Below are 25,923 nucleotides of genomic sequence, written 5' to 3'. Positions count from 1 at the left end.
ATGTATCGATCTGTGCATGCTCGTGGGCCTCGAATCGAAGGCGCTCACGTTGCTTGCAACTTGCGCTCGTGATGGCCTTTTTGATCTCTTGTGGATCGACCACAGTCCGCTCTTCGCGCCCTTGCGGTCGACGAAAAAGTTCGGCGAAATTCGTGATTGACGTCGTGAAGCGCGCGCGTCCGCTTTGACGCCGCCCCTCGTCCCGACACAGAATGCGCCATGCAAAATTCCCGGTGTCGTCTCTGCTTCCCGGTTTTGACGTTTTTGATGTTCGCCGCGTGCAGCGGCGATCCCGCCGTGGGCACGTCCTCGGGCGGCGGCGGTTCGGGCACCGGAAGCGACAGCGCTGGGGGCGTCTCGAGCGCATCGAGCGCATCGAGCACGTCGAGCACGTCGAGCGGCGGCGGCCAAGGCGGCCAAGGCGGCGGTGGATCCCAAAGTGGCCTCTCCATGCTCTCGCTCAACCTGCATTGCCTGCGCCTCGACGGGACGGTGTACGCGACGAACGCCGAGCGATTCGCGGCCATCGCGAAGCTCGCCGCGGACCGCGACATCGCCGTGCTCGCCTTGCAAGAGGCTTGCGAGCGGCCCGGGGAAAAAGCGATCGATATGCTGCGCGCCGCGCTCGAGCAGGCGACGTCGTCGACCTGGACCTCGTCCTGGGCTTTCGCGCACGTTGCATGGGAAGGCACCCCGGATCAGGCCAATGAGGGCGTGGGCTTGCTCGTGCGGGGCGTTTCGTCGAGCCCGGCAGAGCTCCAGCATGCGGTCCAGGGCGCATTGCGCAGGGTCGCCCTCTCCTCGACGCTTTCGCCCGAGCTTTTCGGCCTGCGCGTGACGAGCGTCCATTTCGAGGTCTTCGAGACCGCCGCGCGGGAAGGACAAGCGCGCGAGGTCGCCGCCGCGGCGCTCGTCGACACGGCGCCTTCTTTTTCGGCCATCGTGGCCGGCGATTTCAACGACGTGGAGGGCAGCGCGACGCACGCGGCTTTTCCTGCCATGGGTTATGTCGTCGCCGACGCGGGGCTCGACCCGACGGGCATCGATCACATCATGATTCACCGCGCGGCGAAGCTCCGCCCAGTTGCGGTGGAAAAAGTTTTCCTCGGCGCCGAGGCCGTCTCCGATCATCCGGGGATTTTTGCCCGCTTCGAAGTCGCGCCCGGCGATGTGGTGACCTCGACGCGCATCACGGCGAAGGCCGATCCGGGGGCGAACCATTTCATCAGCTTGCGCGGAGACACGGCGCCGCTCTCCTGGAGCGCGGGTTTTCCCATGCGCCGTACGGTGCCGGGGGAATGGGCGTTCGTCACGACCGAGCTCGGGAGCGATTTCGAATTCAAGGTGCTGGTGGACGACACGACCTGGCAAACGGGGCCGAACGTGCCTGGAAAGAGCGGCATGGATCAGGTGGTGACGCCGGCATTTTGATCGGGCGGGACCTCGCTTCGTTCAGCCGCCCAGCGCGATCACCCGTCCTCTTCTTCGTCCTCGTCGCCCGAATCCTCTGCGGGCTGTGCCCAGGAAAAATAGCCTCGAAATGTTGCCATTGACGCGTCTACAGGGCCTTGGGTTTTCGAAGACGCGTCACGCGTGAAACCGCGGGTCACGAAAATTCGACGCGCGCATAGGATGAAAAAACCGCCAATTTCGGTGCTGCGTCCTCGCACTGGCTCGTCCCAAGCCCGACGTGGCGTATTCGTTCCCACGGTTTGAAGACGACGCATCATCGCTGTTCGCCGAACGTGCAGGTCGCCATCGCATTTCCTCGTCAGCGCAACTTGGCGCCATTTCATTGGGCCAGCACACGCGGGGCACACGTTCACATCCACAGCAAGTACGTGTCTGAGCAGCCTCGCCCATGGCTTGCGTCGTGCGTGCGTCGGTTCTGCAACGTCTTTCTCGAATACCTCCCCAAACAGCGGCAACTGGACCCTCCGGTTGCGGCGAGACCACCTGCTCTGCTGGCTGAACCGCGAGCACGAAGAGACGCCCAGCGGCAGATCTTGGGCCGCATCCTCGTCGGTGCGCGCCGTAGACACACGCACGTGCATCGCGCAAGACCCGGGCAGCCATCCGACGCAATTCGTATGCAGTCGGTGGATTGAATCACAGCCGACGTTCACCCTCGACGGACAATCCACAAGGTAGGACATAGTCGGTCCGTGCGTGTGGATGGTTTTTCTTGCCTGCGCATTTCGAGGCGCGCATAAGCGTTCACGGTTGGGTTGTCCGACCCGCATATTCTCGAAGCAGGGGTAAAGGAACGTGCGCCTTTCGAACGAAAGGATTGGCAAGGTATTGCCTGGCGTTCGCCCGTCGACTCCGAAGGGACTTTGCAATGGTTCCGTTACGATATGGCCTGGGGACGGCAATCAATCACACGAGGGGCAAAACATGAAGCGAACGAATGCATGGGGCGCATTGGGCCTCGTCGTGGCCATGGGAATGGCTGTGCCGGGGTGTTTCTTATTCGGCGCGAGCGATGACGAAGTGAGGTGGGAGATATGCGCATCGCCCATCGATTCGCGCACGCATTGCGTGTCGTCCGCATCGGGGCCAAGCGCTGCCTGGGAGCGAGCCGCTGCAAATGGAGCTGAGCCCATTGAAATGTGGGTCGAGCGGGCCGATGGTACACCGCTCGACGAGTGGGTTTCGAGCCCCATGATGGTGGACGCATATATTGACGTGGTAGAGGAGGTCCTGAATTACTTGCGGGCAACGCAACGTAATGCGGAATCGTACCATGCAAGTTTGGCGGGAAGGCTGGGTCGAGACCTCGAGCAAGCGAGGCGATTGCAAGAAAAGCTCATCGCCGACAAATCGGCCGACCCGAAAACGCGCATTCAAAAGACGCTGCTCGACAAGGGTGCCAAAGAAACGGATCCCTTGAAAGCCGAGATAACGGCGGATAAGCAAACGATGGGCGACGTGCAGGCCATCATCGACGCGGCAAAGGTCGATGCGGGGCCGTTTGCTACGCAATACAAAGCGCTCGTGGACGATTTTGTTGCGTATCGAGCGACGGAATCGACCGATACCACGGCGTATGTGACGCTTGCCAAGGATGCGTCGAATGCGACGCTCGCGGAGCTGGACGGCGTGGAAACCGCCATCGTGGATGCGGCGCATACGGCGAGCGCCAAGCCGAATGAATTGCTCGTCGCGGGGATGAAGCTCTCCGCGCAGATTCTGCAATTCGAGAAAACGTCACGCGAAGCGATTTCACCGCATGTCGACTTCATGAGCTCACATGGGGCAGTGGTGCCCGACATGACCTCGGGGGCCTTGCGGTCGATTCACGCGATGCTCGGGTATGCGCAGCAGCGCGTGGCGCGGAGCGACGCGACGGCGAAGGGCCTTTTGCTGGGCGTGAGCATGCGCAGGCAGGCGCTGCAATTGCTCGCGGACGCGCCGTCGCCGGCACGCATGACGATCGCCAATGCATTGCTGGCGAAAGCGTCGACGAATTTTGCAAACGCGGCGCAGGTGCGTGTCGATGCGATAGCTGTGGCCATGTCGACGAGCGGCAAGCTGGGACTCCCGTACCTTGCCAAACGGTATGACGAATTCGCGGCGCTTTTGCAAATGGCGCCATTGTGCAATACCGCTACATCGAGCTGGCGAGAAGCGGGATGCGCATCGATGCGGCCGAAGTTGAAGGACGCGACGACATACCTGAAGAAGACGCTGCCCGCCGAGATTGCTCAGGGGCTTGTGGTCATGAAAAATCAGGGCATTGACACGGCGGTGATAACGCGGGTGCAGAAGAAATTGGACGCGGGGGACATCAAGGGCGCGGCATTGGCGCACGACGAATTGCTTCGCAGCACGGAGGGAACATGAAACGCTTTTTTACATTCGTAGGGCTCTTGCTTGGGCTGGTCTTGCCGTCGCATGCCATGGCGGGAACGCCGTACAGCATTCAGCGGTTGTTGACGTCTGAAGATCCCTCGTGCGCCCCCGCGGCGATTGTCGAAGGCGAACCATTCTTCGACGTAAACCGGACACCACTGCCCACGTATTCGGTACCTGGTGCGTATACCGTTCTTCCGAACGGATTCGAGAGCAATTTGGCCGAGGCTGGATTCGATTCAGTGCTCTTGCGAATGGGAGCCAACGAGGTCGGCTTTCGAGCCTCGACTCTGGGCGGAAATAATTGGTGCACTAAGCATAACAATGTCGTCAATCTCGTATCCGTCCCTCTGGGCATCGAGAAACCACTTTTCGTTGTGCGTCGCGACGGCACCGCATTTTCGGGCAGCACGCAGCTCGACATGCAGCTCGAGGAAATCAATCCGCAACTGGCCATGGACATTTCCATTCTGGAAGAGGAAATCGCCAACGAACGCAAATGGCTCATTGCAAATGCCGACACCATCGCGGACCTCGCCGTTCGTCTCAATGTTCTCCAGTCGCTCGAAACCGAGATTGCCGATTTGCTCACGCGGCCGCTCGACGAAATCACCGCCGAAGACCTGGACGACATCTTGTGGCGACATTCGTACATCCTCGACGAAGCCACCCGCGAAGCATTGAAGCAAGTCCTGGCGGACCTGAAGCAAAGCATTCTCGACTTGCAGAAGGAATTGGCGAGCCTCATCTCGAACTTCGGCGACCAAGCGAATGCGGTATCGGACTTTCTGACGGGGGACGCGCGGCAAAGCGGCTATAGCCCCGACGATCCATCGAATTACGGGATCGGACCGAACGACATTCCGTGGGTCGACGTGCCCGACATTTCGGATGTGCCGGGTGCATTCGATGCGGGCAAGGATCCTTATGCGGATTATGCCGACGCGGTGATTGCATCGCTGAAAGACTACGTCTCCGGCGGCGTGGTGATTGGCCGAGCAAGCTTCGTGGCGGAAGTGCGCGCGTGGCGGTCCAATCAAGCGGCGCTCGAAAAAGCGATCAAGGCGCGCATGAGCGTATCGCAGGCGGAGGTGAATGCGTTTCTCAATGCGCAGAACAAGGTGACGACGTACCTGCAGCAATTCATGGACCAGGCGGGTTGGCTGCACGATGCCAACGTACCGCCGGACGTAAAGGCCAACGTCGATGGCGTGCTGAAAAACTTCTATGCCGACCAGGCCGAGCAACTGAAGGATAGGCTCAATGAGTTGGCGAATTCGTGGGCGCCGGAAGTGTCGAATCCGTTTTTCGATACGGTACGAGCGTTTGCGGCGGGCATGTCGGCCATTTCGGAAGGGGCGCACGACTTCAAAGACGTGATGCAGACGATCGTGCATGGGGCGACGCGTATCGGGATTGGATTCGTGCCGTTCGCAGGGCCAGCATTGGATATATGCGAAGCCGTCACGGGCAAAGAATGGTGTTTGCCGTCGGGGCGAGTGCTCAGCACGGAAGAGCGAATCTTGTCGGGCGTTGGGTTTGGCGTCGGGAAGATCGTCAAGGTTTGGAAGGGGGTATCGAGCGCGGCGATCTCGACGGAGGGCAAGCTTGCGGCAGCGGGGATTGTGAGCCTGACGGATGAGGTTGCCGAGGCGCTACATGTCGCACGGTTGAAGACTTACAAAGGGCTTTCGGGCTCGGCGAAGCCTTTGGCGAACGACTTCGAGAAAAAGGCGGCGCTTTACTTGATGAAGGACAAGGGACACAAGATGCTAGGGGTCGGAGATGACGGCGTGAGGGACGTACTCAACATACCAAGAAATGCACACGAGCCCGGCGTCTCAAGGGCGCCCGATTTTGTCTCGGTTTCGCCGGAAGGCGGTATCGTGCTCAGCGAGGCCAAAGGCATCGAGACAGGAAGCGTAGACGCGCTCCACGCTGTAAGTCAGCTTGAAAATGCAATGAAGAAGGTCGTCGAAGAAAATCTCACCGGGGAGATCAAGCGCGTTCAGCTCATCAAACCAGCCGGCGCAAAGCTCAAAGACAACTATACTGTCAAGGATGGCTATCTCCGCAACGGCGCGGGCAAGACCGTGACGATGCCGGGTAGGCCAAACCTTTTCGTACGCGTGGTAGAGCTATGACCGCTGTCGACAACCGGAACCCTGCAGAAAGCAACTCGTCACACTTCTTCGCGTGGTGTGCGGACTCGAAACGAATCGATGCGCTTGTGGCGGCTGTACGAGCGTTGGCAACGCCACCAACAAGTTGTCACGTAATGGGACGAGACGTTTCGGCGCCGGATGCTTTGAACATGCTGCGCGCCGAATTCCTCGTGAACGGGTACGCGTCGGCGTTCGTCGACGTTCGCTCCACCTCTGGCCGCTCGCTCGAATTTGGGATATCCGTGTGGAACGACGTAATGCCCGGCCGCGTAAGAGGTCCGATTGACGGTTCGTTCTGGAGGATAGGCGCTCTGTTTCCGCAGCAAATACGCGCTGCAAGAAAGCATCGCGTGCGCCAATTGGGCGTCGAAGCCGCCATCGCATGCCATATCGCCATGATCGATATGGAGGACATTCTCCTGCGCATTTGCACGTCCGATGCGGCCATTACGACGGGCGGATGCAGGAGCTGGTCGACCTGGGAACCTCCACTCGACATGGGCGCGACGTACCATGCTGACGGCTATGTTGCGCGCGATCTGGCCTTGTCGTGGATCCTTCTGCACGACAAGACGCAATCAGATTTCAATCTGGATCTCGATCTCGGGCTGCCCATCGATGTGCTACGCGAACGCGTCGCTGCGGCACCCGCTGGAGCGACGATATCGATCCCACGCCGGGGTGAGATCACGCGCGAGCAAGTGCTTGCCACACTGAATACGCCTCCTACGTCGCTGCTCGATGCGCTGGAGACAAGCGCTGTCCCGGATACGGAATGGCAATCCGTTGAACCAGCGGCGCGCCATCACCTCATCGAAGGGGAAGTACATCCGCCCGCGACAATCGAAGTCGGTGTAACGTCCCGCGAACACATCCGCTTCATCGAAACCCACGCCCCCTTCCACGTCCGCCGTCTCCCCAATGGCGGCGTCATGCTCGCCACGCACCCCTATCGCACCCTGTGGCCCCTCTGGGCCGATGCACTCGCCCTGCTCGGCATTCGCTCCTGACGCACCGCCATTTTCTCCTTGACGCCGTACGCCGACCGAGAAAGATTCCCAACATGGATCCTACCTTCTCCGCGCTCATTCGGCTGAATCAATTCTCGACCGGTCGCCGGTTGTATACGTTCCATCGCGTCATCGCGATTGCCAAAAAGATGGACGCTACCGTCGTCGAGCTGCTCGTCGCAAAAGCCATCGAAGCCGATGGACATACGTATACCCTCGAACAGCGTTGGCAGCTCATACGCCGAGGCGGAAAGACATCCGCCAAGCAGCTCAAAGCGCAAAATGCCCTCCAAAAACTCGACGGCCAAATCGATCGAGCGCTCTCCGGTCTGCGCGACGGCGCCGAGGCAATCATCAAAGGCGCCGATGACGACGAAAAAGACCTCGTCGAAGAGGTCGAGTTTTTCCTTCATGAAGCTTTCCCCAATGGCGTCCACGCCATTACTGCGAAATCTTATCCCGAACAGCTCGTCGCCGTTGTCGCACTCCTCCAAAAACTCGACGGGAGCCTCGACCCGCTGGTTCAAAAGCTGGGCCTATCCGTCAACGTGGCCCGCATCAAGAAGCTGACTGCGCAATACGACGAGCTTCTCAAATCGACCGATACGCTCGAGTTTGGCCAGGTGAAAGCCGCGCGCGACGTCGGTCAGAATTACCTTTATCGCATCGTGGCCAAGATCATGGGCACATACGACGCCCCCGACGGCGATGACGCCCAAAAACGCGCCGCATTGCTCGCCCCCATTCTCGCGCAAAACGAAGCCATCAGTAACTATATACGCTCCCGCCGCAACGTCCCCGACGTGGATCCCAATACAGGTGAGGAACAAGTCGAAGGCGTCGTCGCAGAAGGACCCGAAACGCCCGAGCCGAATGCCGAAGGCCAAAGCTAGGGCGCTTGAATGGCGCGACCCGGCCTCCAAAGGTCGCGCAATCGGCACCAAGATCCCCCCGCCTCCTTCATATCGGTCGTGCAATCAGCACCAAGACCCCGGCGTACGGGCGCGAACGGTCATGTAGCGCGGCCCATGACCCCGGCACACGGGCGCGAACGGTCATGTAGCGCGGCCCAAGACCTCGGCGCACGGGCGCAAGCGGTGATGTAGCGCGGCCCAAGACCTCGGCGCACGGGCGCAAGCGGTCGTGCAGGGCGGCCCAAGACCTCGGCGCACGGGCGCGAACGGTCATGTAGTGCGGCCCAAGACCTCGGCGCACGGGCGCGAACGGTCATGCAGGGCGGTCCGAGACCTCGGCGAACGGGCGCGAGCAGTGATGCTCGGCGGTACAAGGCGACCTTGCACAACCCCGCACTCCCACTGTCATCACCCTGTCACACGCTCGGACTACCCTCCCTCGACGACGATGCCGGCACCTCGTTTGAACACATACGATCGACCCATCGCGCCGCCCGCCAGTTTGTCCCAGCAAGGTACCGCATGACAAACCTCAACGTCGGCTCGACCATCGAGTCCGTCCCGCCGCCGAACGATGCAGACGCCGCGATCACCGTGAAGATCAAGACCGACGATCTGCACGCGTGGTTCGGATCTTCGCTCGTGCTCGACGGCATCACGCTGCGCATCGTCGATCGCCAAGTCACCTCGATCATCGGCCCTTCCGGATGCGGCAAGACCACCCTGCTCCGCTGCTTGAACCGTATGCACGAAGAGACGCCCGGCGGGAGGATCTCGGGACGCGTCCTGCTCGACGGCGTCGACGTGTATGCGCACGAGACAAACGCCGCGACCATTCGTCGTCGCGTCGGCATGGTCTTTCCCAAACCCAATCCTTTTCCTCACATGAGCGTCTTCGCCAACGTGCTCGCGGGCCTGCGCCTCAACGGCCTTCGCACCTCGCGCCCCGAAGAAGTCGTCGAACGATCGCTCCGCCAAGCGGCTCTTTGGGACGAGGTCAAGGATGACTTGTCACGCCCCGCTCCAAGCCTTTCGGCGGGCCAGCAACAACGCCTCTGCGTGGCGCGAGCTCTGGCGCTCGAGCCCGACGTGCTGCTCATGGATGAGCCTTCGAGCAGGCTCGATCCCGTGGCAACGAGTCACATGGAGGAGCTCATCCACGATCTGCGCGACACGCTCACGGTGGTACTTGCAACACAAAACATTCAGCAAGCAGCTCGCGTCAGTGACTACACGGCGTTCCTCTACATGGGAGAACTGGTAGAGTTCGAACGCACCGAACGCATCTTTACGAACCCTCGCGAAAGCCGCACGGAAGACTACGTGACGGGCAAGTTTGGTTGAGTTGAAGAGAACGATGCCCCAGGCACAGCACACGAGCCGCGTCTACGAAAGCGAACTGCGCACGCTTCGTGATCGCTTGCTCCTCATGGGCGGCATGGTCGAAGACATGGTGACCAAGTCCATGCGCGCGCTGACGACACGCGACACGGCGCTCGCGCGAAGCACCATGAAGATGGACCGTCGCATCAACCGACTCGAGTGCGAGATCGACGAGCTGTGCATGCGCATCCTCGCAATGAGGCAACCGGTCGCATCCGACCTACGGTTTGTCACGACCGCACTCAAGATCGTCACGGACCTCGAACGCATCGGCGACCTGGGCGTGAACATTTGCGAACGCGTCGCGGAGCTCAACACGGAGCCTGCGCTCACGCTGGACCTCGACCTTGCCGAGCTTGCGGATCAAGCCACGCTCATCGTGCACGAAGCGCTCGAGGCGCTCGTGCATCGGGACGTCGAACGCGCCATCGAGCTGCTTGGGCGTGATGAGGTCATCGACGCGCAATACTCGCGCATCTTCGAGCGGCTCTTGGCGCACATGGCGCAAGATTCGACGGCCATCTACCGAGCGACGCGGATTCAGTCGATCGCCAAGTACCTCGAACGCATCGGGGATCACGCAACGAACGTTGCGGAAACCGTGGTGTTTTTGGTGAAGGGTAAGGACATTCGGCATCGTTGGCACGACGTCGGATCGGACGACGAGGGCGATTCGGAAGCAGATCCCGCGTGACGGCGTTTTGCAGGTGTGTTCGAGCGACGGTCACGTGGAAGTACACCTCAAAACTTGCTGGTCCCCCCTTCGGGCGTGCTACGCAAAGCCGCGATGGCGAACGCAGCGCGTCCTCGAGTCCACATGCCCTCAGCGGCGGAAGATCGGCCCGCGTGGTCACGCGTTGGCATCATTGCGGCCACGGGCTTCATCCTTGGCGTTGCATGGCCGAAGCTTGCGGGTGTTCACGTAGGACCCAACGTTCCGGGTGATCTCAAGGCGCAACCGGACACGGCTGCGTCTGCATCCGCGGCGGCTCCGCCTTCTGCAGCGCCAGCACTTGCGGCCCCTGCGCCCGCGCCGTCAGCGGCCGCATCGGCCGACGCGCCACTGAAGCAAACGGTCGTGGTGGGTCCGGGCAAAATCACGAGATGTTCGGACAAGAGAAACAAGAAGATTTCCGATTGCGGCGAGCTTCAGCTCGACCCGGTGGCCGTCCCGAAGCTCGAGGGCCTGGCGGAATGTGCATCGGCGGTAGGTGTTTCCGGCAAGCTCGTGGTGGGCTTCGAGATTGATTTCGAGAAGAAAGAAGTTCACGTCGTACGAAGTCGGAAGGACAAACCCACGGTGCCATCGGGGGCGGTGCCAGGCATTGTGAAGTGTGCAGCCAAAGCTTTTGGCAACGTGCCGCTCGAGGACGTGCCGCACAAGCATCGGCACTATACGGTGCAATACGGTTTGACGTTTTATCCGCCGGGATCCGTACCGGAAAAGCCCGAGGGGGCGGCGCCGGCGGAAGGTGACGAGCCTGCGGCGGGGTCGACGACGAGCGAGTCTGGGGCAACGGGTACTGCCGTGGTCACATGGGACACGGCGCTCGTGCGCAAGGAGCCGAAAACGGGCGAAGTCACCATGCGTCTCGTGCGTGGGACCAAGGTGAAGATCGTCGGCAAGCGCAACGAGTGGTACAAGATTGAATCGGGTTCGAAGACGGGCTGGCTGTACCGCGGCGCAATGGGGCTTTGAGAGGGGGGCGCCTCACCCCCTAACCCCCTCTCCAACTTCGCGTCACTGCGTGACGCTGCGTGGAGAGGGGGAACTACACAATGATGCTGCGATCCTTTCTCCCCTTCTCCAACGGTAGTGGCAAAGCCGCGGAGTTGGAGAGGGGGTCGGGGGGTGAGGAGCAAGAACCGGCGGCCATACCCCAGGTCAACTTGGCCCCAATTCTCAAGATTCTGGAAATATTTCCACCAGGAATGATAACCTCGGGCCCCGAGCGTTCTCATTCGCGATGTCTCCTCCAAGCTTGCCCCCAGAAAGCTCGAATCGTTCAGGGCGCCGCATCATGTGGCGCCTCGTTGCTTGCTCGTTCGTCACGCTGACCGCCGCGGGCGGAGCCTATGGGGCCGCTCGCGAGATCCTGCCCGCCGACGGCCAAGTTGCCAAAGGCGTTCGTATTGGCGGCGTCGAGGTATCCGCAGGATCTGCGGAGACGATCGTCGAATCGCGAGCACGCGCGCTGCTCGATCGCCGCCTCACCCTGACACTCGGCGCAAATGTGGTGCTCGAAACGACGTACGCCGAATTGGGAGCCACCATCGATACGGACGGCATTGCAAAAAGGATTGCGTCCGTGGGTCGCGAAGGAGAATGGCTCGACCGCGTCGTGGATGCGCTGGAAGCTCGCAGAGGAACCATTGACGTTCCGATTTCCATTCGATTGCCCATCGAGCCATTGGCAGAGCGTCTCGAACGGCTGAAGGAAGAAACGGATACGTCGCCCCGCGGCGCTCGATTCGATTTTGCGACGGGAAAACCCACGGCGGACGTACCGGGTCGATACGTCGATCTGTATGCTGCGGCATCGGCCATTGAACGGGCAGCCCAATCGACCGAATCGCGGGTCGTGATTCCGATGTTCGAGATTTCGCCGCGCGCATCGTCGGCGGTGGTCGCCAGGATCGACAAGTCGAAGGTGCTGGCGACGTATTCGACGCGTTATGGGTATGTCGGCGGGCAAGCGGGACGCGCGCAAAATGTGGTACGAGCGGCCGCTGGAGTCGACGGCGTGGTGCTCTTGCCGGGCGAAATGATGAGTTTCAATGAGGAGGTCGGTCCGCGCAGCGAGGAGAATGGTTTTACCACGGCCCCGGAAATCTACAAAGGTGAAATGCGCGAAGGCATTGGTGGCGGCACGTGTCAGGTCGCGAGCACGCTACATGCGGCCGCATATCTCGGAGGTTTCGACGTCGTCGATCGGATCAATCATTCACGCCCGAGCGGCTACATTCCGATGGGCCTCGATGCAACGGTCGTCTATCCGCACGTCGATTTGAAAGTTCGTAATCCGTACCCCTTTCCCATCGTCATCCATGCCATTGCGGAAAAAGGCAGTTTGACAATGGAGATTCGTGGCAATGGCAGCACCGATGCCGTGGAATGGACCACGGCGACGATCGGCGTTTCCCCATACAAGCGCAAAATCGAAGAACACGCGGGTCTTGCCGAGGGGAAAACCATCGTCAAGCAGAAGGGCATTCGAGGTTATCGCATTCGAAAAACGCGCATCATTCGCCCATTGAATGGAGAAGCGCGTGTCGAAGAAAAAACGGACGTGTATCCGCCGACGTTCGAGATCTTCATGGTCCCACCAGGTACGGATCCCGCCGCCTTGCCGCCATTGCCATCGGACGAGACAAACGCGAAACCGACCGAGCTGAGCCAAGGTTGAAATCCGTTCCGAGGCAAACTCGGATCCGCGCTGGCCGTCGCACGCTCGCGGCAGTTTTTCCAGGACCGAACGCGTACGAATTCTCGTAGCGCACGTCGCATGCTTTGTCCGCGCTTGGTTGCTCAGGACACACCATCACCATCACGTCGTTCGTCTTGAAGACCGCGACCAGCAACGTCGCTCTTGACGCGGGGCGCAGTTCCTTGTCCCATCGTGGCCCCCAACGCCGACCTCTGGGAAATGCCGTGCTCGACCGCATAAAAGAACGAATGAACGCGCGGGAACGGCTCTCCGACGAGATCCGGGCCATCCTCGAAAAGCAAGAGATGGCTGCCGAGCGGGCGGTGAACTATGTGCGCGGAGGCTTCACCGCGTTCGCGCTCAGCGCCGTGGTGTTCGTGGTCCCGGACGCGCAAACGCCGACGTCCACGAAGATTTACACGTTCATGCTCGGGTCCTGGCTCATTTATGCCTGCGTCCTGTTCTTCTTTTTACGGCGTCGAGATCTCTACTACCGCCGCCTCAAGTACCTATCGATCACCGTGGATATGACGCTGATGCAGATCAGCGCCATTGGTTCGCTCTTCAACCATTCGGGCATCTACGAAGTCTATCGAACGCCGATGATTTGGGTCGTCATCGCGCTCTTCAACGTGATGGCGAGCTTGCGCTACAGCGTCGCTGCATGTCTGTACTCGGCCGCGCTCGTGGTGATCAACAACGCGATATTTTTGCCCATCGCCATCAAAGTTGCGAATCCGCCCCTCGTCAGCCACTCGGTCTACCTGGGCGAAGGGCTGTGCCTCGACGACGTCGTCTACACGATCATCTTTACGGCCACGAGCGGCGTGTTTGCCGCCGTCATTGCGTGGAACTCACGCAGACTCATCTTGCAGTCGGCCAGCGATTCGCTCTCCCGTGAGCGCCTCGTGCAGGACCGCGATCGGCTCGCGAAGTACTTCTCCAAAGACGTCGTCGACCTGGTGCTGAACAACCCCGAAAGCTTGGGTCAAGGCGGCCAACGCATGACGGCCACGGTGCTGTTCGCGGACATTCGCAACTTCACGCAACTGTCGACCGTCATGCAGCCCGAGCAGGTCGTCGAGCTGCTCAACCGGTACTTCTCGACGATGGTCGACATCATCTTCAAGAACGGCGGAACGCTCGACAAGTTCCTGGGTGACGGGCTCATGGCGCTCTTCGGCGTGCCCTACCCCATCGAGAAGCCCGAAGAACGGGCCGTGCGTACGGCGCTCGAGATGCTCGATGCGCTGACCGAAATGAACCGTGAGCTCGAGGCGAAGGGCATGTTGCGACTCGACATCGGCGTGGGCATCAACGCGGGGCCGGTCGTCGCAGGAAACATCGGCTCGTCGCAACGTCACGAGTACACGGTCATCGGCGACACGGTGAACTTGGCCGCGCGCCTCGAAGCGCTCAACAAAGAAACGCGAACGCAGATCCTCGTTTCTGCGTCGATTCACAACGCGATCAAGAATTCGTTCCGCACGCGACAGCTCGGACCCCTGCGTATCCGCGGCAAACCCGAGCCCATCGAGGTCTTTGCCGTCATGCCCACGGACGCCGATCTCGACGCCACACCTGCATCCATGATCCCCGCGTCGTCGAGCTTCATTTGAGCACGCCGCACGAGGAGCCGTTTCAGAGCTACCGCGCCAAGCAAGCGCTCATCGACGCGGCATGGGAACGTTGTGAAGGCCGATTTGCCGCATTGCCCGCACCACTGAGCGACCTTGCCGCGCAGTTTCTCCGCTCGATCGCCGACGCATCGGGCTCGCACCGGTCGTACTTCTCGAACCCCGTTGCTCCTCCGCTGCTCTACATGCCCCTGTGGCTCATGGATGGCCTGTCGCGTGATCGCGATCGGTCGCGCGCCGACCAAACCATGGTGCGCATCTTGGCGGCAACGATGCAGGGATACATCGGGGTCCGCTTGCAAGATAATGTTCTAGACGAACCGACGCGCGGCGACCCCCATTTGCTTTTGCTCGGCAATACGTGCTTTTCCAACATGATCGTCGAGCTGTCGACGGCGCTCGGAATGCACGGGATCGCGTTTTGGCCGGCGCTCGATCGAGCCATCGTGGACTTTTCACGCCTGACGCTCGCCGAACAGCATGCGGTTTTGCGCGACGAACCTTACACGGTCGAAAGATTCGACGAGCATGCGGACAAGGTGGCGTTGGCTCGCATTCCATTGCTCGCCGTTGCCGCCATTGCCGAACGACTCGACTTGGAGCCAAGCATCCAGGCGCTCGTGCATCAGCTTGGAATCGCCTACGGCATTGCAAATGACGTGCTTGGTTGGCCGCGTGATGTGCGGAGTGGTCATCGGACGTGGCTGCTGGGATGCGCGGGATTTGCGCGAGCGGAATGGGAACACATCGGCGCGATGCCGGAAGGTGCCGAGCGCGATGCGGCGTCGTCCGCAGTCGTCGAAAAGCTGCGCACGGCGCTTTACGAAGGGCGGCTCCTTCGCGACGCCATCGCACGGGCGATTGCGGTGCACCGCGATGCGATGGAGACGGCCCGCGCAGCGGGACTCGTGGGCTTCGACGACTACACGGCGGAACGGATTGCGTGGCTCGAAATGTTCGATAAGCAAACGACGCTCATGACGCTGAGGCGTGCGCTGCTTTCGGCAAGGTCCTGAATCGCTCGCGAGACTACGCACGCAGTCGATCACGCGCGCGAGCGAGCGCATACAGGCACATGGCGGCCGTGATCGTGCGCGCCCCATGCGCCGCAGGAGCATTGTCTTTGCCCACCGTCAAATACAACGGCTCCGATGGCCAAAGCCCATCCGGTCCTTGGTGAGCCATGAGGTACGCGAGCAAGGGCCACGGGTCGAAGGGCTTTTCGTGCACACAGGAAAGAGCTGCAAGATGGCACGCCGTGGAAAGGACACGCCCTGCACTGCCATCCATATGGCATGCGGCCTTCGTGGCAGCCCAGAGCTCCGCTCGGACGAGCTGCATGTTTGCAAGCGCCGCCGCATCGTCGATCTTTGCGTCGACGGCCTCTGCGAGCCGCAACAAGATGAAACGCGTATAGGGCAAACCATAAAAAAACACCGCGTTCATTCCTTCCGTTTGCCACGTGCGGAATGTCCAATCGACAGCACGCTCGAGAAACCGCGGTGGTAATGGCAAGTCCATTTCGGCAAGCCCGATCAGAGCATTCGCAGAAGCCGCAAGACAACGCGATCCGAGCCATCGGGGAGCACCAGCCGGAATGCTCTCGCGCAAGTCCTGCTCGAACCAAACGGGAATGGCTCCATCGGAAGCGGTGTTGCGCACGAGCACTTCGACGGGCCAAACGAGGGATTCGGTGAGCCCCGGTTCAGCCGGGATACGCGCTGCGAGCTGAAGCGCCACCCCTAGATCATCCGCGTCCGGCGGGATGCTCGGAAAGTCCTCGAAGTACGGAAATCCATCGATGCGCCGAAGCTCGAGAAGGCGCTTCGCTCGCTCGGTGATGTCGACCGATGCTGCCGACAATGCCAATGCACACAGGCCCATCGGAAAGAGACGAGCCACGCAGGGGCGCGTAAAAAAGCCGCCCCACCGCTGAACGTCCCATGCCTCTCGAAGCTCGGGATCCTCGAGCAGCGCCTCGACGGCAAGGAGGATGCTTCGATCGAGCTCGGCCGCCAAAGAAGGCGGCTTGGCAAAGCCGAACAGCCGCATGCTGTTCGTTTTCTGCGCGATGGTTTCGCTCGCTTTGCCCACGAGCGCCCGCGCAAGCGAAAGCTCGCGTCCACCCCATGGCTTCGTCGATTCGTCGGCCCACGTTTCGCACGCAGTGTTGATACGAGATCGAACAGTTTGATGACCAACGAAGGACAAAAGCGGCAGTTTGTCCGGGGCGGGCTTGCATGCGATCACCACGGCAAGATCCAACCTCGATGTGAGATCGTCGTCCGCCGAGATAACGCGCCGCAGCACATTGGGCGTCAAGAAATGCGCGGTTTGCCGCGTTGCGAGGAGCACTTCGAGCGACAGGCGAACGAGTTTGCCCATGGCACGACCGGCCAGCAAAGCGCTTGGTCCGAGCGCCTTCCCTGCGATGGCGAAGAGCAGTTTTCCGAAGCCGTAATCGAGGAGAGGTGACGTTTCTGAAGCGCTGGCAGCAGGGTTTGTCGCAGCGTCATCCAGGTGAATGACGACGTCGTCGATGGCCTGCGCGAGATCTTGCGGCAGCGTCGCATGCGCTCGTTCACGGGATGCGAGCAGCAGCCATTCGGAGGGTGTCGGCAGGACGTCGGGCGAGTGCATGGGCAAACCCGGCCCAGACAAACGCGAGATGGCGTGATTCGTCGCAACGAGCAGCAAAGCGATTCGGCGAAGACCGAGCGTGTCGGCAACGCCGTGCAGGTCGGCGAATGCCACGATCGTGTCCACGAGCGCTTCGATGCACGGCTCGTGGCAATCGAGCACTGCGAACGCACGCGTGGTTTTTTCGACGAATTTCGGCGAGAGCCCGTCGGACAACGGTGAAGGCGGGGCCATACGAGTCGACCGACAGGACGGATCGGCAGCTTCATCCATGGGAAACGCATGGATGCATTGGCGCGCTTACGGGAAAATCAGGCTGCGGCGTCGCGATGGGCTACGGCTTTTTCGAACGCCTCGAGATCTTCCACCTTTGCCGTCTTGATCGCTTGAATCACTTCGGGGGTGGCTTCGTATCCCTCGGCTTCGAGCGTTGCTTCCGGTGATGCGAGCAAACGATCCATGAACGATTTGTCGCTCAATGCATGCCCGATGAGATCTTCGACGCTCTTCTTCTTTGCGACGGTCATGATGACACCTTCCGTCTGCTCGCCCCTCTTGACAACTCAATCGCGATCGGGCGGCGGTCGAATACCTGGATACACGTACGGACGGGCGCGTGTCAAGAAGCCGTCCCGTGCGTTCTTTGCTTCGATCTGCCGCCATGGTAGGCTCAGTCGGAGGGCTTCTTACCCCCATGGGCGCTCGACGCAATGAATGACAAGGCGAAGCCCGAACTGGAACTTTTGATTCGGACTCGAAGCTCGAGCCCCGATTCGAGTGGATCCTTCGTCACCAAGCGCTACGTGGCCAATCAAGTGGCGCTCACCGTGCGTCCCAAACGCATCTCGGACGACAGCTACGAGATGCAGGCGCAATCGCGCAAGGACAACAAGGTCTCGTACGTCATTCGCCATCTGGAGTCGGACAGGTACTTGTTCCTGAACGAGGAAGAGTACTTCCTCTGGCAGAAGATGGACGGGCTGCACACGCTGCGCGACGTGGCCACGGCCTACTTTTTGAAATTCGGGTCCTTCGATTTCCGCAAGATCCAGCGCTTTCTCGATCGCGCGCGTCAGGACAAACTCATCGTCATCGCCGAAACCGATTTGATGAGAAAGTCGCTCGCCGACACGACGCTTCCATCCACGTGGCTCGGCAAGTTCTTTGAACGAGTGCGCTCGATCGACTGGCGCATGTCGAACGTCGACAAGCGCATCAGCGCCATCTACAAGCGAACGAGCTTCATGTTCACGCGGCCCGCCTACGTGATCTACGCAGGGCTCTTCATCGCAGGCTGCGTGTGCCTCTTCGATCACTACATACGCAGTGGAGCCGAGGTCGAATGGGCGGTGCGGCTGATGCTCTTGCCGCTCTTGCTGCTCATGATCGCCGGGACGTTCGCCCTGCACGAACTTGCCCACGCGCTCGCCTGCAAACACTTTGGTCGTGAAGTAAAAGCGTTCGGTTTCACCTTCTTGAACCGCATGGTTCCCATCGTCTACGCGGACGTGACCGACATCTGGATGTCGACCCGCAAGGCTCGAATCGCCGTGAGTTTCGCCGGTCCTGCGTCGGGATTGATCATCGCCGCCGTCGCATCGCTCGCCGCGAAACTGTTGCCATTCCATACGGCATCGTCGTTCTTGTGGCTCTACGCCCTCATCGCCTTGATGCTGTCGCTCGGAAGCCTTTATCCGTGCCTGTTCATCGAATCCGACGGTTATCACCTGCTCAGTGACGCATTGCGTATGCCGGCGCTGCGCGAGCATGCGCGCCGCTTTTCTCAAGAGCGCCTCAGCCAAATCATCAAACCCCGCTCCAAGAAACAGCTCGCCAAGAAAAAGCTCACCAGCGACGAATGGATCTACTTGGGCTACGGCCTCGCCTCCGTCCTGAGCATTGGTGCTAGCATCGTCATCACCGTTCTCTTGGTCATCGCGCACATCTAATCGGACAAACCCCCGTATTCATCGATGCTTTTCTCGCCAAAGCCACTACGCAAAGATCAGATCAAGGAATGCGTACGCTCGCTCAAGCGCATCACTTTGTTTGCAGACTGGTCCGTCAGCGAGATCGAAGAGTTTGCCGCCTACGTGCAACTGTTGCCGTGCCCGGCGCAAGAGGTCGTGCTTTGGGAAGGTGATGCGGGCGATGTGCTCTACATGATCGCCCAAGGAAGCGTGGTCGTTTCCCGCAAGCTCAAGGGCGACGTGGAAACGGTGATATGTCGCCTTCACGCGGGAGACTTCTTCGGCGAGCTCGACGTCATCGACGATCAATCCGCGTCGGCCAACGTTCAGACTGAAACGGACTGTCTCTTCTACACGATCGATCGCGACACGCTCTACCGCGAGCTCGAACGCAACAGCCGTTTGCAGTCGAAGTTTTTGCTCGCGCTGCTCAAGGAAGTCGCCAAGAGGTTGCGCACGACAAACCAGCGCCTCACCGATGCGATCTTGTGGGGCATCGATGCGACGTCGCTCGATACGGGCTGAGAGAGCGTCCGGAAAAACCACGCATCATGGAAGCGCCTGTCCGGTCGCGTCGCTCGCTGCGTCGGCCGCACTCGCCGCCGTACGTCGCCATGCACGATGGGCCCAAAGCGCCATCACGAGCATCGACCCTGAAATGAGCACGCCACCTTCGCTCACCCAAATCGCAGCGCGCGTTTTGTCCGTCGTGCATTCACTGAGGAATGCGACGATGATGGAATTCCATGCGGCATGCAGCACCACGGGAGGCCAGATGCTGTGCGTTTCGAGCCGCAAGCGTGCGAGCAGCGAGCCGAGCGACACCATCGTCACGGCGAACAATCCAAAAGAAAGCATCTGGTTGGAGCTCGGATTGTAGTGGCCGCTGAGCACGAGCGGAGCGTGCCAAAACGCCCAAACGAGACCGCTGACGAGCACGGGATGGCGAATGCGCGCTTGAATGAGACGCGTCAGCAAATAGCTCCGCCACCCGATTTCCTCGCCGATGGCGAGCGGCGCCATAGCCAAAATGCCAACGGTGAGGGCGATGAGGAGCCCGGCCACGGAACGCTCGAAAGGCGAGCTTCCAGGTATCGCGATACCAAGCGGATGCGTCACCGGCGGAGCGAATTCGGCGAGCTGTAACGCAAACGCGAGCGAGAACGCAGGAATGCCGACCGCAAGCGGATAAAGGACGCCGTACAACATCCCGCGTCGCGACCGAGCATCGATGCGAAAGGAGATGTCGCGAAAACCTTCGCGCATGACGAGCCGCGCAACGATCGACGCAACGGCAGGAACGAACACGAGGGGTAGGAATCGGCCCATGTCCAGACCGTTCCGTACGATGTCCAGCTCGAGCGGTAATGACGCCGCAACGAGCACGACGAAGAACACCGCAAGTGCCCGACGCGCTCGCTGCACCGAATCCATCGCCACCTGCACTCTTGCGGAGCTTAGCCGCCCTGCTCCCGGCTCGGGAAAGTTTTCCTCGGTCATGTATCCGAGGATCATCATTGTCGTGTCACGTTTGTCAGGGCGCGCCAGGTGCGAAACACAATTCTCACGCCCATCAAGGCGGGCCAAACCCAAACGACTCGAAAACCCGCATTCCAGCCGCCGACGCCATAAAATTGACGAATTTCTGCGCGCTCACCCGATCCTGTGACTCTGCGACCACACCTGCCCAAATTTCCGGACGCGGCGCCCATGGACCTTTGGCCACGTCGAGCACCTCAATGCCTTTCACACCCTCGATCTCCGTCCGATACACAATCGCCGCCGCCACCTCACCTCGCTGCACGTAAGCAAGCACCGCAGCAACGTTGGCTCCATGAACGACGCGCCCCGAGAGTTTGTCCCAGAGCGCCAGGCGCTCGAGTGCTTCGCGGGCGTATTGACCCACGGGAACGGAGCTTGGATCACCAATGGCCAATCGCTCACCCGCAGGAAGTGCATCGAGCGTGGGGAACGTGATTTTCGCGCTGCCCTCGGGGCCTATGAGCACGAGCTCGTTGGTGCCAACGACCTTGGTGGTCGAGCCATCGACATGGCCAGATTGCACGAGTTTGTCGATGGGTGCTTTGCTTGCGAAAACGACGACATCCATGCCCGCGCCCGCCTGAACTTGGCGCGCAATGTCACCGGAAGCTCCATACGTCACCGTGATTTGTGCCGAAGGCTGCTCTTTTTGGAATTCTTTGACGAGCGCGGGAAGAGCGTGCCGCATGCTCGTTGCGGCACCAACGATGAGCTCGTGGGGCGTAGGTTTGGACTTGCAACCCATTGGCAGGATGGTCGCGACGAGCGCGGAGACGAATATGCGGCGCCCTTGGTTCATGGATTCACGGCGAGCATGTGCCCTGCTTCCATCGGGCGTAGGTGAACATGAAAAAGTCGTCGACCGCGGCTTCCATGGCGGGCGAGAGCGTGAAGATGGGGTGACATGGATCTTGATTGCAATTTTGACTTTCGATGCCTTTGTCGATGTGCCGTCTGGCGGCGACGAGATCCAAGAATGCTCCTTGTTCGTCGACGGTGCCCACGGCGATTTTCAAGACGAACGGGAAGAGCCTATTTTTGTCGAAGGTGACTTGCGCGTCGCCCGAGAGGTAATTGCCGCCCATACCAGCGAAGTGACACGTTTTGCAGGCACCGAATTCGGTGGGTTGGTCGGGTAAATTAACCATTCCCGTCGCTTGCCAATCTTCCCACGTCATGCAATTGCCGAATTGTTCCAGCGCTTCGTACAGCGTGACAGGACCCGTACCGGAGCCGCCGCCACCTGCACCACCTTCGCCTTCGGGTGCATAATATTCTTCGCCGACGAATTCGCGTTCTTTGATTTCGGCGAGCAACCAATCCGAAACGAGGATCTGTTCGTATGCTTCGAGCGCCGGTCCCGTGTGTTCGCCCTTCAAGAGAAACCAGCTATTTTCGGGGTAAGCGATCATCAACTTTGGATATGCTTCGATGCGCGCATACGAATTGCTGGCGTCGACGCCCATCCATTGGGGCGCATCATTGTATCCGAGCGAATGACAAGGAGTGCAACGCGTGGAAAAAATGGGATAGACGTCCCGATCGAAGAGCTCTTTGGCGGTAAAATAACCGTCGTCTGGAATGTCCCCCGAACCGCTCGTCGGAAGCGGAGCCAATCCATTCGAAGGTGTCTCTCCACAACTGAATGCGAAAACACCCAACACCAGGAAAAACGATGGGATGACAATTCGTTTTGCGTAAGCCATGTCAAATACCTCCGCGGACGACCGCGCCCAGTTGAATCTCCATTAGCGGAATAGCCCGAGCTGGACGGAATTACAGGGACCGCCATCCTTGGCCACGATACCGGCGAATTGTTTTTCGGGCGGGTAGATGTAGCCAAAAAAGGTGCACATCTCGTTCTTGCCAATGCCGTAATGCACTTCGACGTCCCGTGAGTTCACGAATGTGCACTGGTGCCGAATTCGCTCGGCATCGTCGATGTTCAGCGCCGGGTCGTAACGGCGGATGTCGCTTTCTAGGTCGAAGGCGCCGTCGTCGAACACTCGTTTTTCGCCGCCGCTGAAGGGCAACAGGTCCACTGTGAAACATTGTGCGAGGTCGTGGGTGTGGGGCATGATCATGGCGATGTTGCCGCCAAACGCCGTGCAGGTAGCTTCCACGACTTCGGTGGTATGCGGCGGAATGGAGAATTCTTCGACGTTCACGACGAATGGAGCCACTTCCTGCGTCAATTCGGAACGTGGCATGGTGAAAAAGTCGTAAACGACTTCGATTCGCTGCGATTCGGTGCGCGTGTTCAAAAAGTGAATACTCGTCGCAATTTCGCGCGTGGTGTCGAGGACGTACCCCATACCATTGCCGAACGCGATGGTCTCTTGGCCTTCGACTTGCGTCGAGTTCGCAAAAAGGACGTCGGGGATGCCTGCACCGATATTGACGAAGGGATCCGAAGCGCCTGGATGACACTCGGGGTATGGATTCGGACCGAGCTCTTCTTTGATGGGTTTGGCAACGACGTTGGAATGATGAAGGCCGGTCGTCGTGTAAAGGCGCGCGGCATGAACGACGTCGTGCGTAAGATCCGGAATGGGCCACGACAGACAAAGGCTCACCTCTTCGCCAGGTGCGAGCGTTCGGGGCGGCGCCACGATGCGAAAACCGCTCTTCGGAGGTGGCGGCAGGTGGAGCTCGGTGAGGGGATCGCCATAAGCGACGACGTTATCGGGGTCGAGCTGGGAGGATGGCTCGTAGCGGGCGACGGGATCGAGGCACGCGCCGCGAAAAAGCACGAGGCCTTCGTCGCAGACGATGGGATCGGCCGTGCAACCGGCGAGGGGGATTGAAGCAAGGAGGACGAAAAGCAGGGGTTCGAGCGCGCGCATCGGGGAGCATTTTGGCGCGTTCGAGGGAGGTTTTCTAGAGCTCCGCGTATTTTAATGAGAGGGAAAGAGTTGGGGAGTTTGGGGGGAGTCGGGTCGCGAACGATTTGATGAAGGGAAAAATCGGGGGGTTTGGGGGGGCCGAGCCTCGCCGTGCTTTTGTGCGAAGCGCAAAAGCACCGGGAGGCGAGCCTCGGCCCCCCCAACGTGAACCAAGCCTCGCGAAGCGGGCGTCCCACGCCCGCGAAGCGAGCGTACAAACCCTGGCCCGGTCTCAATAACCGCTCTCGTGCATGAACGCGGAGTTGATGTCGAGCGCCTTCGATCGACGGGCCGCGGGAGCTGCGGCAGGCGGAGCCGAAGCGGCAGCGCGTGAGCTTTGTCGGGCCGACTCCATTCGTTTCGCCACCGTGAGCACGCGTTCCTTTTCCTTGGCGTCACGCACATTGGCTGCCACCGCCGCGAGCTTTTCCTGCGCTCGCGCAAACGTGTCCTCGGCCGCATCGAATCGTCCGGCGCTGACGTCTTGCGCGGCAGCGATCGCAACCTCGGCAGCTTCGTGCACCGCTGCAATCGTTTTCGCTCGATCGTTTTCATGCTTCGCGACGACACCCGGTTGATCGGTGACTTCGTACCGCGCCACGACTTCTTGCACCCGCGACAAACCCTGCTCCGCTGCATCCTTGAAAAACAGTCGAACGCTTGCAAGCGGCTGCGACCCGACGACACTCGGTTCGTCAATCCGAACCTTCACGGCCATCTCGCGATGCTGTCCGCTGAACATGGATCCGAGCGGAATGCGAAGACCACTCGTGCCCGCGGGCATCGTTCGAGCTCCGGCAACGCTGACGAGCGACACGCCAGGAGCAGGTACGATTTCGACAACCACGTCGGTCGCTCGCGTGGAGTTGAAGAGGCGTGATTCTTCGGCAAGGACGGCGGTCATGTCGTCCGGTGATTCGATGTGGTGCAATCGGCCGCTCGAACGCACGGCGAGAGCATTGAGCGTGCGTTCGTCATAGTCGAGACCGACACCGATCGCGGTGACTTGAATGCCGTGATCGGCTCCCTTTTCCGCGATGCTGCCAAGAACGTCGGTGGACGTGGGACCCACGGTAGCAACGCCATCGGATACGACGATGACTCGACGAACGGAATGGGTCGTCGGACTGGCTGCAACATGAAGCTCGCCGGTGCGCAATCCATCGAAGAGGTTTGTCCCGCCCGCTGCACCGAGCGACCTGATGGCCGAATGGGCTTCCATGCGCGTGTGCGGGGTAAGGACGGACGTGACAAACCTGACGCTAGCTTCATCGGAGAAAGAGTGGATGGAAAGGATGTCGCCATCGGGCAAACTATCGACGAGGCGGCGAGCTGCGGCACGAGCGTGTTCGATTTTTTCTCCGCCCATGGATCCGGATGTGTCGACGACGAGCGCGACGGAACTTTTTGAACGCAAACCAGTTTGTCCAGATGGAACATCGATCCACACACCGAGCGTCGTTTCACGTTGATTTCGCAGGATGAAATCACTGATCGGCGCGGCGCCAATCCACGCACCCCCGGCGCGCGGACCGTCGTGCACGTCGGCCGCGACCTCGACGGGTTTGGCCGCAGCGGTCGAGGTCATTTCCTTGGCGCTGGCAAGAGTATTTTTGGGGGCGGATGTAGAAGTGATTGTCGCGGGGGCAGTGGAAGCACACCCCGCGCAGACGGCGGCGGCCAAAAAGGCGATCGACTTGGACAGCATGCCCGCTTGTACGTGCGAGATTTGAGAAAGATCTAATTTGGATCCGGGCCTGGCCATCCATTCGAACCCGGGGGGTATGGGGGGCGTCCGTAGCGCCTTTTTACATCCAAACCATCCGCGAAGTAGCTATTGCCATCTGCAACGATTGACGCCTACGCTTCTCATAGCTCGCGACCCGTTTGGCCGCGGGCGCAGATGACAAACGCTGGCGACGAATTCGACGGCAGGAAGTACAGGCTGTAAACAGTTTTACGTCGCCCCAATGAGGAAACTCTTCAGCGCCGTAAAACCCGCCACGCGAAACTCTTTGCCACGCAAAACATCTGTCGAGACAAACTCCCAGAAAGGCAGCTCCAGCGAAAGCAAGAGCGGCACCCAAAGCAGTTCTCGCAACGTCAGCAATCGCAAGGAAGACAGCCCCGTGAAAACAACCGCAAAGAAAGCAGCCCCCGCAAAGAAAGCAGCTCCTGCAAAGAAAGCTGCTCCCGCAAAAGCTGCACCCGCAAAGAAAGCGGCGCCGGCGAAAGCTGCGGCTCCCGCAAAAGCTGCGGCGCCGGCAAAAGCCGCCGCCAAGAAAGCAGCTCCGGCGAAAGCCGCGGCTCCCGCAAAAGCCGCCGCTCCCGCAAAAGCCGCTGCAAAGAAAGCTCCGGCAAAGGCTGCCGCCAAGAAAGCTCCCGCAAAAGCCGCCGCGAAAAAGGCTCCCGCGAAAGCCGCCGCGCCCGCAACCACCGCAGCTCCGGCAGCAGCGCCCGCACGCGGACGCGCCAAAAAGTCCTCGTGAGCGCA

General features: G+C 60.3%; 23 protein-coding genes. 15 read left to right on the top strand and 8 right to left on the bottom strand.

The window, feature by feature from the left end:
• The first annotated feature begins 16 nt into the window (after positions 1–16).
• The 12 genes from IPM54_06580 (at position 17) to IPM54_06525 (ending at position 15,408) form a co-directional block, all read left to right on the top strand.
• Positions 17–160 carry a hypothetical protein gene (locus IPM54_06580; protein MBK9259488.1) on the top strand — a complete coding sequence of 48 codons (144 nt, stop codon included), beginning with the start codon at positions 17–19 and terminating at the stop codon, positions 158–160.
• A gap of 59 nt (positions 161–219) precedes the next feature.
• Positions 220–1,431 (top strand): endonuclease/exonuclease/phosphatase family protein, encoded by a 1,212-nt coding sequence (locus tag IPM54_06575; protein ID MBK9259487.1) that lies wholly within the window; start codon positions 220–222, stop codon positions 1,429–1,431.
• Positions 1,432–3,114: 1,683 nt separating this feature from the next.
• Positions 3,115–3,846, top strand: a complete 732-nt coding sequence (locus IPM54_06570; protein ID MBK9259486.1) for a hypothetical protein — start codon at positions 3,115–3,117, stop codon at positions 3,844–3,846.
• A gap of 869 nt (positions 3,847–4,715) precedes the next feature.
• On the top strand, positions 4,716–5,999 hold the full coding sequence (locus IPM54_06565; GenBank protein MBK9259485.1) for a hypothetical protein: 1,284 nt from the start codon (positions 4,716–4,718) through the stop codon (positions 5,997–5,999).
• Between the two features lie 134 nt (positions 6,000–6,133).
• Positions 6,134–7,030, top strand: a complete 897-nt coding sequence (locus IPM54_06560) for a hypothetical protein (GenBank protein MBK9259484.1) — start codon at positions 6,134–6,136, stop codon at positions 7,028–7,030.
• Between the two features lie 53 nt (positions 7,031–7,083).
• A complete protein-coding gene (locus IPM54_06555; GenBank protein ID MBK9259483.1) occupies positions 7,084–7,923 on the top strand; it encodes a hypothetical protein in 840 nt (279 codons plus the stop codon).
• Between the two features lie 543 nt (positions 7,924–8,466).
• Complete coding sequence (locus IPM54_06550; GenBank protein MBK9259482.1) at positions 8,467–9,288, top strand: phosphate ABC transporter ATP-binding protein; 822 nt, start codon at positions 8,467–8,469, stop codon at positions 9,286–9,288.
• Positions 9,289–9,301: 13 nt separating this feature from the next.
• Complete coding sequence (gene phoU, locus IPM54_06545) at positions 9,302–10,021, top strand: phosphate signaling complex protein PhoU (protein MBK9259481.1); 720 nt, start codon at positions 9,302–9,304, stop codon at positions 10,019–10,021.
• A 123-nt stretch (positions 10,022–10,144) separates the two neighbouring features.
• The gene (locus IPM54_06540) at positions 10,145–11,026 is read left to right on the top strand and encodes an SH3 domain-containing protein (GenBank protein ID MBK9259480.1); all 882 of its coding nucleotides are present in this window, start codon (positions 10,145–10,147) and stop codon (positions 11,024–11,026) included.
• Positions 11,027–11,348: 322 nt separating this feature from the next.
• The gene (locus IPM54_06535) at positions 11,349–12,734 is read left to right on the top strand and encodes a VanW family protein (GenBank protein ID MBK9259479.1); all 1,386 of its coding nucleotides are present in this window, start codon (positions 11,349–11,351) and stop codon (positions 12,732–12,734) included.
• Positions 12,735–12,979: 245 nt separating this feature from the next.
• Complete coding sequence (locus IPM54_06530) at positions 12,980–14,374, top strand: adenylate/guanylate cyclase domain-containing protein (protein MBK9259478.1); 1,395 nt, start codon at positions 12,980–12,982, stop codon at positions 14,372–14,374.
• A complete protein-coding gene (locus IPM54_06525) occupies positions 14,371–15,408 on the top strand; it encodes a hypothetical protein (protein ID MBK9259477.1) in 1,038 nt (345 codons plus the stop codon). Before IPM54_06530 ends, IPM54_06525 begins: the two co-directional genes overlap by 4 nt.
• 13 nt (positions 15,409–15,421) lie before the next feature.
• Here the strand turns inward: IPM54_06525 and IPM54_06520 are convergent, their stop codons facing one another.
• The gene (locus IPM54_06520) at positions 15,422–17,305 is read right to left on the bottom strand and encodes a hypothetical protein (protein MBK9259476.1); all 1,884 of its coding nucleotides are present in this window, start codon (positions 17,303–17,305) and stop codon (positions 15,422–15,424) included.
• 38 nt (positions 17,306–17,343) lie between these two features.
• Entirely contained in the window at positions 17,344–17,559 is a 216-nt protein-coding gene (locus tag IPM54_06515; GenBank protein ID MBK9259475.1) for a Franean1_4349 family RiPP, read from the bottom strand.
• Positions 17,560–17,742: 183 nt separating this feature from the next.
• Between IPM54_06515 and IPM54_06510 the strand changes: the two genes are divergently transcribed.
• Together IPM54_06510 and IPM54_06505 are read left to right on the top strand one after the other, a co-directional pair.
• Positions 17,743–18,981, top strand: a complete 1,239-nt coding sequence (locus tag IPM54_06510) for a hypothetical protein (GenBank protein ID MBK9259474.1) — start codon at positions 17,743–17,745, stop codon at positions 18,979–18,981.
• Between the two features lie 24 nt (positions 18,982–19,005).
• On the top strand, positions 19,006–19,527 hold the full coding sequence (locus IPM54_06505; protein ID MBK9259473.1) for a cyclic nucleotide-binding domain-containing protein: 522 nt from the start codon (positions 19,006–19,008) through the stop codon (positions 19,525–19,527).
• Positions 19,528–19,551: 24 nt separating this feature from the next.
• On the opposite strand, the gene IPM54_06500 is transcribed toward IPM54_06505, so the two are convergent.
• The 6 genes from IPM54_06500 to IPM54_06475 all read right to left on the bottom strand — a co-directional run bounded on the left by IPM54_06500 (position 19,552) and on the right by IPM54_06475 (position 25,545).
• Positions 19,552–20,520, bottom strand: a complete 969-nt coding sequence (locus IPM54_06500) for a CPBP family intramembrane metalloprotease (GenBank protein MBK9259472.1) — start codon at positions 20,518–20,520, stop codon at positions 19,552–19,554.
• Positions 20,521–20,575: 55 nt separating this feature from the next.
• A complete protein-coding gene (modA, locus tag IPM54_06495) occupies positions 20,576–21,343 on the bottom strand; it encodes a molybdate ABC transporter substrate-binding protein (GenBank protein MBK9259471.1) in 768 nt (255 codons plus the stop codon).
• Positions 21,344–21,347: 4 nt separating this feature from the next.
• Entirely contained in the window at positions 21,348–22,250 is a 903-nt protein-coding gene (locus IPM54_06490) for a hypothetical protein (GenBank protein ID MBK9259470.1), read from the bottom strand.
• A 42-nt stretch (positions 22,251–22,292) separates the two neighbouring features.
• Positions 22,293–23,390, bottom strand: a complete 1,098-nt coding sequence (locus IPM54_06485; protein MBK9259469.1) for a hypothetical protein — start codon at positions 23,388–23,390, stop codon at positions 22,293–22,295.
• Positions 23,391–23,661: 271 nt separating this feature from the next.
• Complete coding sequence (locus tag IPM54_06480) at positions 23,662–24,912, bottom strand: VWA domain-containing protein (GenBank protein ID MBK9259468.1); 1,251 nt, start codon at positions 24,910–24,912, stop codon at positions 23,662–23,664.
• Between the two features lie 474 nt (positions 24,913–25,386).
• Entirely contained in the window at positions 25,387–25,545 is a 159-nt protein-coding gene (locus tag IPM54_06475; protein ID MBK9259467.1) for a hypothetical protein, read from the bottom strand.
• A gap of 13 nt (positions 25,546–25,558) precedes the next feature.
• Here IPM54_06475 and IPM54_06470 point away from each other — a divergent pair, with 13 nt between their 5' ends.
• On the top strand, positions 25,559–25,918 hold the full coding sequence (locus IPM54_06470; GenBank protein ID MBK9259466.1) for a hypothetical protein: 360 nt from the start codon (positions 25,559–25,561) through the stop codon (positions 25,916–25,918).
• The last annotated feature ends 5 nt before the right edge of the window (positions 25,919–25,923 follow it).

The sequence above is a fragment of the Polyangiaceae bacterium genome, assembly GCA_016715885.1.
Lineage (GTDB): Bacteria > Myxococcota_A > Polyangia > Polyangiales > Polyangiaceae > Polyangium.
Note: the sequence above shows the minus strand (reverse complement) of the source record. Positions and strands in the feature narration are given on the sequence as shown.

Excerpts from the sequence above, each read along its gene's own strand:
- phoU (MBK9259481.1), top strand. The coding sequence starts at position 9,302 with ATGCCCCAGGCACAGCACACGAGCCGCGTCTACGAAAGCGAACTGCGC.
- IPM54_06555 (MBK9259483.1), top strand. The coding sequence starts at position 7,084 with ATGGATCCTACCTTCTCCGCGCTCATTCGGCTGAATCAATTCTCGACC.
- IPM54_06560 (MBK9259484.1), top strand. The coding sequence starts at position 6,134 with ATGGGACGAGACGTTTCGGCGCCGGATGCTTTGAACATGCTGCGCGCC.
- IPM54_06515 (MBK9259475.1), bottom strand. The coding sequence starts at position 17,559 with ATGACCGTCGCAAAGAAGAAGAGCGTCGAAGATCTCATCGGGCATGCA.
- IPM54_06500 (MBK9259472.1), bottom strand. The coding sequence starts at position 20,520 with ATGATGATCCTCGGATACATGACCGAGGAAAACTTTCCCGAGCCGGGA.
- IPM54_06535 (MBK9259479.1), top strand. The coding sequence starts at position 11,349 with ATGTGGCGCCTCGTTGCTTGCTCGTTCGTCACGCTGACCGCCGCGGGC.
- IPM54_06490 (MBK9259470.1), bottom strand. The coding sequence starts at position 22,250 with ATGGCTTACGCAAAACGAATTGTCATCCCATCGTTTTTCCTGGTGTTG.
- IPM54_06510 (MBK9259474.1), top strand. The coding sequence starts at position 17,743 with ATGAATGACAAGGCGAAGCCCGAACTGGAACTTTTGATTCGGACTCGA.
- IPM54_06540 (MBK9259480.1), top strand. The coding sequence starts at position 10,145 with ATGCCCTCAGCGGCGGAAGATCGGCCCGCGTGGTCACGCGTTGGCATC.
- IPM54_06550 (MBK9259482.1), top strand. The coding sequence starts at position 8,467 with ATGACAAACCTCAACGTCGGCTCGACCATCGAGTCCGTCCCGCCGCCG.
- modA (MBK9259471.1), bottom strand. The coding sequence starts at position 21,343 with ATGAACCAAGGGCGCCGCATATTCGTCTCCGCGCTCGTCGCGACCATC.
- IPM54_06485 (MBK9259469.1), bottom strand. The coding sequence starts at position 23,390 with ATGCGCGCGCTCGAACCCCTGCTTTTCGTCCTCCTTGCTTCAATCCCC.
- IPM54_06505 (MBK9259473.1), top strand. The coding sequence starts at position 19,006 with ATGCTTTTCTCGCCAAAGCCACTACGCAAAGATCAGATCAAGGAATGC.
- IPM54_06520 (MBK9259476.1), bottom strand. The coding sequence starts at position 17,305 with ATGGATGAAGCTGCCGATCCGTCCTGTCGGTCGACTCGTATGGCCCCG.
- IPM54_06580 (MBK9259488.1), top strand. The coding sequence starts at position 17 with ATGCTCGTGGGCCTCGAATCGAAGGCGCTCACGTTGCTTGCAACTTGC.
- IPM54_06575 (MBK9259487.1), top strand. The coding sequence starts at position 220 with ATGCAAAATTCCCGGTGTCGTCTCTGCTTCCCGGTTTTGACGTTTTTG.